The organism is Blastococcus sp. SYSU DS0828 (assembly GCF_054050975.1).
Map to the genome: position 1 here is coordinate 58,982 of NZ_JBJHAK010000012.1, position 13,755 is coordinate 72,736.

Annotated in this window: 6 protein-coding genes; all 6 read right to left on the reverse strand. The window is 74.9% G+C overall.

The features are described 5' to 3' along the window. Positions 1 to 10: 10 nt before the first annotated feature. Positions 11 to 1,282 carry a hypothetical protein gene (locus tag ACI79Q_RS11665; RefSeq protein ID WP_456614728.1) on the reverse strand — a complete coding sequence of 424 codons (1,272 nt, stop codon included), beginning with the start codon at positions 1,280 to 1,282 and terminating at the stop codon, positions 11 to 13. 88 nt (positions 1,283 to 1,370) lie between these two features. Then, a complete protein-coding gene (locus ACI79Q_RS11670) occupies positions 1,371 to 5,747 on the reverse strand; it encodes a PKD domain-containing protein (protein ID WP_456614729.1) in 4,377 nt (1,458 codons plus the stop codon). A gap of 230 nt (positions 5,748 to 5,977) precedes the next feature. After that, a complete protein-coding gene (locus ACI79Q_RS11675) occupies positions 5,978 to 10,744 on the reverse strand; it encodes a PKD domain-containing protein (protein ID WP_456614730.1) in 4,767 nt (1,588 codons plus the stop codon). 297 nt (positions 10,745 to 11,041) lie between these two features. After that, on the reverse strand, positions 11,042 to 11,692 hold the full coding sequence (locus ACI79Q_RS11680; protein WP_456612922.1) for a hypothetical protein: 651 nt from the start codon (positions 11,690 to 11,692) through the stop codon (positions 11,042 to 11,044). After that, positions 11,689 to 12,453, reverse strand: a complete 765-nt coding sequence (locus ACI79Q_RS11685; RefSeq protein ID WP_456612921.1) for a CDP-alcohol phosphatidyltransferase family protein — start codon at positions 12,451 to 12,453, stop codon at positions 11,689 to 11,691. The genes ACI79Q_RS11680 and ACI79Q_RS11685 overlap by 4 nt, the downstream gene beginning before the upstream one ends. Then, positions 12,450 to 13,700, reverse strand: a complete 1,251-nt coding sequence (locus ACI79Q_RS11690; RefSeq protein WP_456612920.1) for a DUF1972 domain-containing protein — start codon at positions 13,698 to 13,700, stop codon at positions 12,450 to 12,452. The genes ACI79Q_RS11685 and ACI79Q_RS11690 overlap by 4 nt, the downstream gene beginning before the upstream one ends. Between the last annotated feature and the right edge of the window lie 55 nt (positions 13,701 to 13,755).

The window sequence follows — 13,755 nt, forward strand, 5'->3', positions numbered from 1 at the left end:
AGAGGGGACGTCAGACGCCGGCGGGGCTGCGGTCGGCGGCGGTCCCGGTGACCGTGGCGAGCGGCCGGAGGACCCGCCGGCGGACCGCGAGCGCCACCAGCAGCGGACCGACGGCGAGCGCCAGCGGCGCCCACTCGGCGCCGTCGCCCGCGAGGAGGACGAGCCCGCCCGCCCCCGCGAGGCCGGCGAACTCCAGGAGCCGCAGGGCGAGCACCCGGCGCTGCTGCCGGTGGACCGTGGCCAGTCCGGAGTAGGGCAGCAGGACCGCCGAGGCGAGGGCGTAGGCGGACCACCCGACGACCGCGGCTACCGGCACCGGGAACTCGCCCCCCGTGATGAGCGGTTCGGCGACCGGCTGGAGGACGACGGCCAGGATCCCGATGGCGGCGACCGCACCGGCCAGGTGCACCACCGCCCGGTCGGCGGCACGCAGTTGTTGTGCCACCGGCCGACCGCGCATCGCGACGTAGTGCGGGAGCAGGTAGGAGCCCAGCCCGCTGACCACGACGAGGGTGGGCGCGGTGTAGACCCGCGCCGCCTCCAGCGGCCCGTACACCGCTGCCCCCGCCAGCCCGACGACGAGCAGCCGCAGCCCGGTCAGGAGCGCCGGGCGGATCGACTGGGCCGCCGCGCGCCAGACCCCGAAGCCCCAGACGGCGGCCAGCGCCGGTCCGCGCCACGGACCGCGTGGTCGTTCCGCCGCCGGCAGCAGCCACCAGGCGACCAGGCCGGCGGCCGTCTGGCCGACGAGGAGCGCCACGGCGAACGACGTCAGGGTGAGTGGCCCGGCCACCGAGCACAGCACCAGGGTGAGCACGGCGAGGACCAGGCTGGTGCCGTCGACGACGGGCAGCGACCAGAACCGGCCGGCGGCCATCAGCACCCGCCGGAGCACGTCCTCCAGCACGAAGGCGACGACGGCGAGGCCGAGGAACGCCCCACCTACGGCGGGGAGCGATCCGGTGACGACGACCAGGCCCCAGCCGACCAGCCCGGAGAGGCCGGCGACCGCCACGGCCCACACCTGCAGCCCGGCGCGCAGCCGCGGCTCGTGGCGGTCCAGGACGGTGAGCGAGTCACCGACCAGCCCGCTGCTGACCGCCGTCACGAGCACGATCGAGCCGTAGAGGAGGGAGAAGGTGGCCAGCCCGGCCGCGCCGAGGGTGCGGGCGGCGGCGACGGAGAGCACCAGGCCGGCGACCGCCTGCGTGACCTGGCCCGCGACGGCCCCGGACGCCGGCCGGCCCAGCAGCTGCAGCAGCTGCCGGGCCGGTCGGTTCACGGCGTCATCCTCGCAGCCCGGTCCGCCACCACGGGACGATCGGGTGAGGCGTCTCGCCCCAGCGGGTGAGCCGCCACGGCGACCCGTCTCAGGCCAGGGCGGTGACGCGCAACGCGGGGATGCGGACGACGGTCGCGGCGGTGCTGCTGCCCGGCCGGTGCGCGGTCAGCCCGACCGAACCCGGCGCCTGCAGCGCCTCGGTGGAGTCGGTGCGCACCAGCTGCGGCTGCTCCGGCTCCGGCGTCCCCTCGGCCCACACGCTCGCGGTCACCTCGGTGGTCCCCGACCCCGACACCCGCACCCGCACGTTCACCGTCGCGCCCGGCGTCCACGTCAGCCCAGGCACCAGCAGCTCCCCACCCGGGAAGGACTCCGACCCACCGGTCAGCCGCGACAGGGCCAGACCGACCCGGCCCTCGGCGGTCACCCGCACCCGGACCCGGTACTCCTCACCGCTGCCCACCCGACGACCGGTGACGTACAGGTACGTGCCCGCGCCCGTCGGCGCCGACGACAGCGTGAACGACGTGGCCACGTCCACTCCCGTCTGCGACACCGACCCCAGGAAGGCACCCGTGTTGTTCCCCGCACCCGGCAGCGCCAGCTCCGCGGCACCACCGGACACCGACAACCGGGACGCACCCGCCGACGCGGACCACTCACCACCGACCTCGGCAGCACCGAGACCACCGGACACCGACCGCTCGAACGAGTCCTCGGCGAGCACCGCAGGATCGGCGGCCGGGGGCTCCTCCACCGGCGGCTCCTCGGTCGGCGGCTCCTCGACCGGAGGCTCGTCCACCGGGGGCTCCTCGACCGGAGGCTCCTCGGTCGGCGGCTCCTCGGTCGGCGGCTCCTCCGCCGGGGGCTCCTCGACCGGAGGCTGCGGGACGACCGCACCGATCGACATCGCCGTGAACTCGGGGATGCGGACGGTGGTGGCGGCGGTGCTGCTGCCCGGCCGGTGCGCGGTCAGCCCGACCGAACCAGCATCCTGCAGCGCCTCGGTGGAGTCGGTGCGCACCAACTGCGGCTCCACCGGCTCCTGCTCCGTCTCGGCCCACACCGCGGCGGTCACCTCGGTCGTACCGGTACCCGACACCCGCACCCGCACGTTCAGCGCCGACCCCGGCGTCCAGGTCAGCCCCGGCACCATCACCTCACCACCGGGGAACGACTCCGCCCCGCCGGTCAGCCGCGACAGGGCCAGACCGACCCGGCCCTCGGCGGTCACCCGCACCCGGACCCGGTACTCCTCACCGCTGCCCACCCGCCGGCCGGTGATGTACAGGTACGTGCCCGCGCCCGTCGGCGTCGAGGACAGCGAGAACGACGTCGTGACATCGGCGCCGGTCTGCGACACCGACCCCAGGAAGGCACCCGTGTTGTTCCCCGCACCCGGCAGCGCCAGGTCGGCCGCACCCCCGGACACCGACAACCGGGACGCACCCGCCGACGCAGTCCAGTCGCCACCGACCTCGGCAGCACCCAGACCACCGGACACCGACCGCTCGAAGGTGTCCCGGGCCAGCGGCACGGGCACCGCCGGGGCGGTCACCTCGACCTCGCGCCGCGCCGTGGCGGTGGCACCCCGGTCGTCGGTCACCGTGAGGGTGACCAGGTAGGTGCCGGCAGCGCCGTAGGCGTGCGACACCGTCCGGCCCGCGCCGGTCGACCCGTCGCCGAAGTCCCACGCGTACGAGGTGAGCGACCCGTCGGCGTCGGCCGAGGCCGAGGCGTCGAGCCCGACGGTCAGCCCGGAGGCCACCGCTGTGAAGGAGGCCGTCGGCGCCTCGTTCGGCACCGGCAGGGCGACGGTCACCAGGCGGCTGCTGGTCGACGTCGCACCGCGGTCGTCGGTCACCGTGAGGGTGACCGGGTAGGTCCCGGCCGCCGCGTAGCCGTGCGTCGCGGTGGCGCCGGTGGCCGTCGCCCCGTCACCGAAGGTCCACGCCCAGGAGACGATGCTCCCGTCGCTGTCGTGCGAGCGAGCGGCGTCGACGGCCACGGCGAGCTCGTCGCTCACCGCGTCGAACCGCGCGCCCGGCGGCACGTTGGCCGGCGTGCCGACCCCGCCCGCGACGGCGTGCGCGGAGACCTGGGCCGCCGACAGCGCGGTCGGGTAGAGCGCCACCTCGTCGACGCGGCCGGTGAAGGTGCTCGCACCACCCATCGCGCGGTCGCTGCCGACGCGGAGGTAGCCGTTGTAGGCCAGCCCGGAGGTCGTGTCGGTGCGCGAGCCCACGAGGACGCCATCCACGTAGAGGGCCATGCCCCCGCGGCCCATCGTGGCGGCGACGTGGTGCCACGCGCCGTCGTTGAACGAGGCGGTGCTGGTCACCGTCCGCTGCGTGGTGAAGGTCCAGAACAACGGGACGCTCACCCCGAAGTTCACCCGGCCGCGGTTGTCGAGGTAGACCTGCCGGTCGTAGGTCGAGCTGTTCCCCGTCCTCGCGTTGGCGAAGCCGATGATGCGGCCACCCCTGGTCGAGGTGGTCTGGAACCAGGCCTCCTGGGTGAAGGTGTTCGGCACGGCCGCGGCGGTCCGGGTGGCCAGCGTCGCGTTCGCCGTCCCGTCGAAGGCGTAGGCGGTGTCGCCGTCGGCGAGCGCGCCGACCTGGCCCTTGGTCACCCCGCTCCCCACGGTCATCGGCGACGAGCCGATCGCGTCGGCGGCGGTGGTCCCGGAGGACTCACCGAGGCGCCAGTGCGACGTGGCCCCGTCGGCGAGGACGGTCTCCGCGTAGGGCCGGCTCTGGCCGCCCGTGGCGGGGGCCACCTCGACCGCGACCCAGTCGGTCGAGACCGAGTTGCCGAACGGATCGGTGGCCGTCACGCGGTAGCGCAGCGAGCCGCTCACCCCAACGTCGGAGGCCGACATCGCCGGACGGTTCCACCACGTGGAGCTCTGGACGAGCTCGGCGACCGGGGCCTGCTCGCCCTCGCGGTGCACCGAGTAGGTGAGCGCGGCGTTGTCCTGGTCGCTCGTCGCCTGCCAGGAGATGGTCGCCTGGCCGGGCACCGGCGAGGCGGCGGTGGCGGTGGCGGTGAAGCCGTCCGCGCTCGGGCCGACCTGGTTGGGCGCCGAGCCGGGGAGCGCGTAGCGCACCAGGCCCTGCTGGTCGACGCCGTTGACCCGCGGGAACTCCCCGCCGTAGACGACGTACTGACCGTTGCCGGCCACGCTCCAGCCGGCCTGGTACTGGCCGGTGTACGTGCCCGGGGTCATCGTCGGGAACCACGGGAGCAGCGAGCCCGCGGGCTGGTTGCGGAGGTTGCTGTTCGCGAGGGTGTGCGAGCCGGTCACCCCGGTCGGCGCGAGGGAGAACGCGACGCCGAACCGGTGCACGCGCGGGTCCTGCTCCGGGAAGCCGCCGATGTTCTGGCAGTCGTGCGCGTGGCTGGCGACGTAGAGCGCGCCGTTCATCGGGTAGCTGGAGTAGCTGTCACCCCGGCAGTCGTTGATGGTGATGATCGCCCCGCCGTCGGCGGTGGCGGCGAACGAGCCCTCGAGGTTGCCCGGCCCGTGGTAGTCGTAGGCGGTGCCGTACACCGTGGTGCCGTCGGTGGACAGGCTGTAGACGGCGGAGTTGATGCCCTGGTTGGTCAGCTTCTGGTTGATCGCGAACGGCCGGGTCTCGCCCGTCACCGGGTCGAGCGCGGTCACGCCGGTCGCCTTGACGCCGTTCATCGAGTCGAACCGGCCGCCCGCCACAACCTGGGTGCCGTTGCCGGTGATCACCAGCGCCATGACCTGGTCGCTGGTGGAGCGGTTGCCGTTGCGGTTGCCCGCCGTCGACCCCACGCCGGGGAGGGGCGCCCACGGGAGGAGCGCGCCGTCGGCAGCGGTGACCGCGGCCAGCCGCGACCGGCTCACGCCACCCACGGCGGTGATGCTGCCCCCGAGGTAGACGGTGTCGTTCGTGGCGGCGATGGCCCGTACCTGGCTGTTGATGCTCGGCCGCCAGGTCGGGACCAGCTCGCCCGACCGGGTGTCGAAGGCGGCCACCCGTCGGCGGACCTGGCCGTCGACCTCGGTGAAGTCACCGCCGACGTAGAGGCGGCTGCCGTCCGGGGAGGCGGCCACGGCGAGGACCTGGCCGTTGAGGGTGTGCGCGAACGAGGCGATCAGCTCGCCGGTGCGGATGTCGTACGCGAGCAGGTTGTCCCGCGTGACCTCCTGCGTCCCCTCCGGCGCGCCGGCGGGCCGGGCGGTCGTGAAGGAGCCACCGACGTAGACGGTGTCGCCCACGACTGCCTGTGCCCAGGCGACCCCGTTGATCTGCACGGTCGGCAGCGCATCGGCGCTGACCGTGGTCGGGGTCGCCGGGTTCGCCGGCCCGAGCGGCGCCGAGTCGGCGGTCGCCGTGGCGACCGGCAGCAGGGCGAACACCCCTGCGGTCAGCGCGAGGCTGACCAGGCCGGCCAGGATCCGCTTCGGCGCAGCCGCCGACGATGCACGCATGTCTTGTCCCCCAGTGTTCGGATCCCACCGCAGCGCGCAGTGGTCCATACCGAGAGTCACGATGGCACGCCGCGACATGGGGGTCGATCACACGAACCGGTGACGCAGGGTGCCGCTCACCCCGGCGAGGGAACCCGCTGTGACCGTTCGTATGCGTCCGACTGCGCTGAGCGAGTAGTGACCCGGGAACGGTCGGCCGGGACCGCCACCAGGCGGTCCCGACCGACGTCTCAGGACGCGACGACCGTTCCGAACGCCGTGATCCGCACGGCGGTCGCGGCGGTCGTGCTGCCCGGCCGGTGCGCGGTCAGCCCGACCGAACCCGGCGCCTGCAGCGCCTCGGTGGAGTCGGTGCGCACCAGCTGCGGCTGCTCCGGCTCCGGCGCCCCCTCGGCCCACACGCTCGCGGTGATCTCGGTCGTCCCCGTCCCCGTCCCCGTCGTCCGCACCCGCACGGTCAGCGGCACCCCCGCCTGCCAGGTGAGGCCGGGCACGACCACCTCCCCGCCGGGGAAGGACTCCCCACCCGAGAGCCGGGACAGCGCCAGCGCGACCCGACCGTCGGCCATCACCCGCACCCGGACCCGGTACTCCTGACCGGCGCCGACCCGGCGGCCGCTCACGTACAGGTAGGTGCCCGCGCCCGTCGGGGTCGAGGACAGGGTGAACGACGCCGTCACGTCGGTGGCCGACGACGACACCCCCGCCAGGTAGGCACCGGTGTTGTTGCCCGCGCCGGGCAGGGCCAGCTCACCGGCGCCGCCCGCGACCGACAGCCGGGCACCGCCCACCGACGGGATCCACTCGCCGCCCACCTCGGCGGCTCCCCAGCCACCCGACACGATGCGCTCGAAGTCGTCGCGGGCGATCGCCGAGGGCTCGTCCGGGGCGCTGACCGTCACCGTCGCCTCGTGGGTGGCGGTCGCGCCATCGTCGTCGGTGACGGTGAGCGCGACGCGGTAGGTGCCGGCGGCGGTGTAGGTGTGCGACGTCGTCGCCCCCGTCCCGGTCGCACCGTCGCCGAACGTCCAGGACCAGCTCCGCACGGTGCCGTCGGGATCGGTCGATCCCCGTCCGTCCAGCGAGAGCACCAGGCCGTCGGCGGAGGAGGTGAAGGCCGCTGTCGGCGCCCCGTTCGACTGCGGCGCGGTCACGGTGACCGACCGCTCGGCGACCGCGGTCGCACCGTCGTCGTCGGTGACCGTCAGGCGCACCAGGTACGTGCCGGCGGCGGCGTAGGTGTGCGACACCGCCGGTCCCGACGCCTCCTCCCCGTCACCGAACGACCACGCGTGCGCGCGGATCGTGCCGTCGGGGTCCGTCGACGTCGAGCCGTCCACCGAGAGCACCAGCCCGTCGGCCGACGAGGTGAACGCGGCCGTGGGGACGTCGTTGGCGGGGGGCTCGGTCGGGCCGGTCGCGGCGGTGGCCGCCGCGAAGGCGGTGACCCGGACCGCGGTCGGGGTCGCGTTGCTCGACGGCCGGTGCACCGTCAGCCCGACGCTGCCGGGGGCCTGCAGCTCCGCGGTGGCGTCGGTGCGCACCAGCTGCGGGGCCGGCTCCGCGGTGCCCTGCCGCCAGACCGTCCCGCGGATCTCCGTGGTGCCGGTGCCCCACACCTGGGCACGCAGCTCGAGCGTGACCCCGGGCGCCCAGGTGACGCCCGGGACGACGACCTCCCCGCCGGGGAATGCCTCGGCCCCGCCGGAGACCCGGGACAGCGCCAACGCCACCGCGCCGTCGGGCATGACGCGCAGACGCACCCGGTACTCCCCGCCCGAGGCGATCCGGCGGCCCACCGCGTAGACGTACGTCCCCGCGCCGGCGGGCGTCGCCGAGAGGCCGAACGTCGTACGGACGTCGGCCGAGGTCTGCCGCACGCCGCCCAGGTGGGCCCCGGTGTTGTTGCCCGCGCCGGGCAGCGCCAACTGGGCCACGCCGGGGCTCACCGACTGGCGTCCGGCACCGACCGTCGCCGTCCAGGGACCGCCGGCGTCGGCGGTGCCCAGTCCGTTGGTCGCGGTGCGCCCGAAGGTGTCCCGGGCCAGCTCCGTCGGCCCGTCGGAGGCCGCCACCGTCACCGGACGGGTCACGCCGTGCGTCGCGCCGTCGTCATCGGTCACCGTCAACCGCACCTGGTAGGTGCCGGCCGTGGCGTAGTCGTGGGACGCCGTCGCACCGCTGCCGGTTGACCCGTCACCGAAGTCCCAGGCGTACGACGTGACCGTGCCGTCGTGGTCGACGGAGCTCGAAGCGTCCAGCCACGCGGTCAGCCCGGCCGTGGTCGCTGTGAACGCCGCTGCCGGCGGCTGGTTCGCCGGGGGCGCCGTGACCGTCACCTGACGCGTCGTGCTCCCAACCGCCCCCTTGTCGTCGGTCACCCGCAGCGTGACGGTGTAGGTACCCGGGGCGGCGTACCGGCGGGACGCGGTCACCCCGGTCCCCGTCGATCCGTCACCGAAGTCCCAGGCGTAGGCCGCCACCCGGCCGTCCCCGTCGGTGCTCGCCGAGGCGTCCACCGTGGCGGTCAGGTCGGCGACGGCGGTCGTGAAGACGGCGGTGGGCGCGACGTTGACCGCGGTGCCGGTGGTGCCGATCGCGTGGTGCCGGGCGACCTGCTCCGCGGTCAGGACCGTCGGGTACACCGCCACCTCGTCGATGGAGCCGGGGAAGTACGGGGCGCCCGACCAGGTGCGGTCCCCGCCGATCCGCCAGTAGCCGGTGATCTCCTGCGCCGAGATCCCGTCGGTACGACTGGCCGCCAGCTGGCCGTCGACGTACAGGCTCAGCCCGTTCGGGCCGAGCGTGGCCACCACGTGGTGGTAGGCGCCGTCGTTGTAGGACCGCGGCGTCACGAGCTCGAACGGCCGCCCCGGCCAGACGGCGAAGTGCAGCTTCCCGGCGGTGTCCAGCCAGAGGTGCCGGTCGTAGTGGTTGCTCAGCCCCGTCCGCACGTCACCGAACCCGAGGATCTTCCCCCCGGTGGTGCTCCGGGTCTGGAACCACGCCTCCACCGAGAAGGTGTGCGGGCCGCGCCGCGGCGACTGCGAGGCGAACCCCCCGTTCGTGCCGTCGAACCGCGCGGCGGCGTCCGTGTCGCCGCGCAGCGCGCCGGAGACGCCCCGGGTCACCCCACCGCTGGCCCCGAGGTCGTCGATCCCACCCTGGTCGAAAGCGGTGGCGCCCGAGCGCTCGCCCATGGGCCAGTAGCTCGTTGCCCCGTCCGCGTGCACGGCGTCGGCGTAGGGCCGCGCGGTCGCCGACCCCGACGACGTGCCCGAGGCCGTGCCGATCACCGCCTCGTTGCCGTGCGGATCGGTGACCGTGACCCGGTAGGTGTGCGCGCCCGGCGAGGCCCCGCGGTCCGTCCACGCCAGCGGCGCGGCCTGCCACCACTGAGAGGAACGGGTGAACGTCGCGGTCGGCGTCGCTGCCCCGTCCCGGTACACGCGGTAGGTGAGGTACTGGTTGTCCAGGTCGGTGGCCCCCTGCCAGCCGACCCGGAGCGTGCCGGCGGCGACCGGCGTCACGCCGACGCCGCCGCTGACCTGCGGCCCTTCCGCGTTCGGGGCGATCGAGGGCATGGCGAAGCGGACGAGGCCCTGCTGGGCCTTGCCGTTCACCCGGGGGAACTCCCCGCCGTAGACCAGGTACTGGCCGTTGCCCGTGACGCTCCAGCCGGCCTGGTACTGCCGGGTGACCGTGCCCTGGGCGAACGCGGGGAACCAGGTGAGCAGCGACGGCGCCGGCCGGCCGTAGAGGTTGGCGTTGGCCATCGTGTCGCTGCCGACCCGCCCCGACGCGGCGAGGCTCACCGCGGTGGCGTGCTTCCAGACCTGCGGCTGCTGCTCGGGGAAGCCGCCGATGTTGCTGCAGCGGTGCGCGTGCGAGGCGGTGTAGAGCGCCCCGTTCATCGGAAAGCTGGAGTAGGTGTCGCCACGGCAGTCGGCGATCCACCGGACCGCGCCGCCCGCGGCCTCGGCGGCGAAGGAGCCCTCGAGGTTGCCCGGCCCGTAGTAGTCGTACGCCGTCCCGTACACGACCGCGCCGTCGGTGGAGAGGCTCCAGACGGCGGAGTGGACGCCCTGGTTGGTGAGCAGCTGGTTGAGGGCGAAGCTGCGGTTGGCCCCGGACACGGGGTCCAGCGCCGCGACGCCCGTCGCCCGCGCACCGTTCATCGAGTGGAACCGGCCGCCGACGACGACCTGGTTCCCACCACCGGTGACGACGATGGCCATGACCTCGTTGGAGGTGCGGCTGTTGGCGGCGGTGTCCAGCGTGCCGGGGATGGCCTTGCCGTCCGCGTCGAAGCGCGGGAGCCGGTTGCCGTCCGTCGGACCGGTGCCCGGCACCGGGGCCCACGGGAGCAGCGAGCCGTTGGCGGCCGACACGGCGGCCAGGCGGGTGCGGCTGACGCCGCCCACCGCGGTCAGACTGCCGCCCAGGTAGACCGCGGACCCCGTCGCGCCCAGGGCTCGCACCTGGCTGTTGACGCTCGGGGCCCACCCGGCGACCAGCGCCCCGGTCGCGGTGTCGTAGGCGGCCACGCGGTTGCGGGGCTGGCCGTTCGCCACCGTGAAGTCGCCACCGACGTAGACGCGCTTCCCGTCGGGGGACGCGGTCACGGCGAGCGCCTGGGCGTTGAGGTCGGGCGCGAAGGAGGGGACCAGCTCCCCGGTCCGGATGTCGAAGGCCAGCAGGTTGTTGCGCACGACCTCACCGACACCCAGGGGGGCCCCGGCCGGGCGGGCACGGGTGAACGAGCCGGCCGCGTAGACGGTGGTGCCGACGACGACCTGCGACCACACCACCCCGTTCACCTGGACGGTCGGCAGCGGGTCTGCCGAGACGGTCACCGGGTCGGTGGCCGGCGGGCCGAGGGGAGCGGAGTCCGCCCGCGCGGCCGGGCCGGCGAGCACGATCGTGCCCAGGCACAGCAGGGCACTGGTCACCCCGGCCAGCAACCGCGTCGCCGGCCTCCCCGCGCGTGACTCCATCCCGCTCCCCCGTCTCGCCCCGACCGGCCCGCAGACGGACCGGTTCTGAATACTCAGAGTGACGATCGACCGGGCGAGCCGCCTGGCGCAACCGCCTGATCCGGTGACACCCGGCGGCTCGCACCACTCGTACAGGGCAAAATGTGACGCTCAGTGATTGGGTCCGGTCGCCGGGCGACGGCGGCGGGCCCCGCCTCGGGGCCGCCCACGACGACGACCGGGGCCGGCCGCCGCAGCGGCCGGCCCCGGTCGGGGATCGCGGGTCGAGCAGGTGGCCCCGGTCCACGGGGCCTCGGATCAGCGGACGGGACCGGTGAAGAGCAGCAGCGGCGCACCCGCCTCGTAGCCCACCTCCACGGTGACGAGGTCCCGGGAATCGGCGGGCACGCTGAAGACGTAGACGCCCTCCGCGCTCTCCCCCGCGGCGAGCATCCCGGAGAGCGGGCGCTGCGACGGGTCCTCCAGCGGGGAGGCCGGGGTGCGATCGTCGCTGTAGTACATGTTCACCGCGACGCCGCTGACCGACAGCGGTTCGCCCGTGCCGTTGGTGACCCGCACGGTCACCTGCACGGCCGGCCCGGCGATGTTGCCCGGCCCGGTGGCGGTGCCCTCGATCCCGCGGATCGACGGCAGCGAGGCGGTGACCCCGGTCCCCGCGTCCGCCGTCGCCTCCAGCGCGACCTCCGGCAGCGGCGCCGGCAGCTCGTCCACGTCCTCCGTCGGCCCGGTCGGCTCGGGCGTCGGGGGCGGCGGGGGGACCGCGGTACCCGTGGCCACCGAGGTCGGATCGGCGGCGGCTCCCGTCGTTCCCGTCGCCGGCCCGTCGTTCCCGCCGAGCGTGACGGCGAGGCCCACGAGGCCGGCCACGAGGAGCACCGCCACGGCGACGATCAGAAGGCGGCGGCGCGCCGGCGGAGGTGCGCCGGTGGTGCCGGTGGGCGTCGTCATCGGGGCAACCGTCCGATCTCGCGGAACCACTTGCCGCAGGCGAGCACCAGGTACCCGGCCGTCGCGGCGAAGAGGAAGGTGTAGGCGGAGAAGAAGACCGCGGGTGCGCCCAGCAGGACGAACACCCAGCAGAGCAGGCCGTAGTCCGTGGGCACGACCAGGAGCGAGCGGAGCACGCTGGGGCGCTCGTCGGTGCGCTCGGCCCGCGTCCGCGCCCCGTGCCGCTCGCGCAGCGCCTCGTTCAGCATGGTGCCGAAGAAGAGCACCGCGGCGACGACGCAGAACCCGAGGGGCACCAGCAGCCACACCCCCCGGGGCACCGCCTCGGAGCGGTAGAGGTGGATCAGCACGGCCAGGTGCAGTGAAGAGGTCTTGGCCGCGTCCACCATGTGGTCGAGCCACTCGCCGGCGGGCGACCCGCCACCGCGCAGCCGGGCCAGCTGCCCGTCCGCGGCGTCGAACGCGTACCCGACCGCGAGGAGCACGGAGACGGCCACCCCGGTCGTCCACGACGGGCTCCCGAGCGCGAGCAGCACGATGGCCGAGGTGGTGAACACGGCGCTGACGCCCGTGACCACGTTGGGGGTCAGCCGCGCGTGGAAGGCCGCCGCAGCGAGGACCCGGCCCAGCTTGCGGTTGACGAACCGCGAGTAGGCAGGCGCCCCCTGGGCACCCTTCTGCGCCGCGGACAGGCGGCGCACCGTGGTCCGGAAGTCCTCGGCTCCCGTCGGGGCCGGCTGCGCGGCGCGGGTCGCCGTCACTGCTGAGCCCCGGGGAACGGGATGACGTCGGACGCCAGATCGGCCGGCCCGCCCGCCACCGACTCGTCCCTCGCCGCCGCCCGCGGGAAGGGGACCGGCGCAGGGAGCGAGCCGGGCTCGGGGAGGCGCCGGCCCGACGGGCGTCGGCTCGGCACCTGGCGCCCGGCCAGCCGGCGGGCGAGCTGCTCGTAGCCGGCGGCGACCGAGTCCCAGTCGTATCCCCGGGCCAGTTCGCGTGCCCGCACGCCGGCGCGGCGGACCGCGCCCGGGTCGGCCTCGGCGGCGTCCACGAGCGAGGCCACGTCCGCGGGGCTGCCGAAGAACCGGCCGGAGTCCTCGATCACCTCACGGTTGAAGTCCACGTCGTAGGCCAGGACGGCGGTACCGGCGCCGATCGCGCGCAGCAGCGAGGGGTTGGTGCCACCGACCGAGTGACCGTGCAGGTAGGTGTAGGCGTGGGCGTAGAGCTGGTCGAGCTGCTCCTGGTCCCACACGCCGCCGAGGAAGCGCACCCGCCCATCGGCGAGCCCGTGCACCCGTGCGGTGTACGCGTCCGAGTAGGGGGCGGAGCCGACCACGACCAGCGGCTTGCGCGCCCGGCTGCGCCGGTACCCGTCGACGATGACGTCGACGTGGTTCTCCGGCTCGAATCGGGCGACCACGAGGTGGTACCCGCCCGGGGTGAGCCCCAGCTCGGCGAGCTTGCCGGTGCCCGGTTCGATGATCGGGGCGCCGTAGGTCAGCAGTGTCGTGGGCACCCCGAACTCCGACCGGTAGTAGTCGGCGATGCCCTGGGCGTCGGCGATGAGGGCATCGGACCAGCGGACCGCCAGCGCCTCGGCCGCGCGGTAGTAGCGCTGCCCGATCGGGCCCCACTTGGCGCGCTTCCACTCCAGCCCGTCGACGTGCGTGGCGACCGGGATCCGGGCGGCGCGCAGGGCCGGGAGGAGGGGGGCGTTGGCCGCGTTGAACACGAAGGCCGCGTCCGTGCGGTGCGCCAGCAGGTGGGCCACGGAGAGCGCCGAGTGGCTCAGCGTCTCCAGCGACCGCTTGCGGGCGGCGGGGAGGTGCACCAGCTCCATGCCGAGGTGGCGTTCGGGCCGAGCCTCCTGACCCGGGGCGGTGCGGCAGTACACGACCACCTGGTGCCCCCGCTCGGCGAGCCGGCGACCGACCTCCTCGACCGCGGTCTCGAACCCGCCGTACCGCGCGGGTACGCCGCGCGTGCCGACCATGGCGATCCGCATGGCCCCTCCGTCCGTCTCCTGGTGCAGCGGAACCGGCCACCTGGGTGCCGTTCCA

Excerpts from the sequence above, each read along its gene's own strand:
- ACI79Q_RS11670 (WP_456614729.1), bottom strand. The coding sequence starts at position 5,747 with ATGCGTGCATCGTCGGCGGCTGCGCCGAAGCGGATCCTGGCCGGCCTG.
- ACI79Q_RS11690 (WP_456612920.1), bottom strand. The coding sequence starts at position 13,700 with ATGCGGATCGCCATGGTCGGCACGCGCGGCGTACCCGCGCGGTACGGC.
- ACI79Q_RS11680 (WP_456612922.1), bottom strand. The coding sequence starts at position 11,692 with ATGACGACGCCCACCGGCACCACCGGCGCACCTCCGCCGGCGCGCCGC.
- ACI79Q_RS11675 (WP_456614730.1), bottom strand. The coding sequence starts at position 10,744 with ATGGAGTCACGCGCGGGGAGGCCGGCGACGCGGTTGCTGGCCGGGGTG.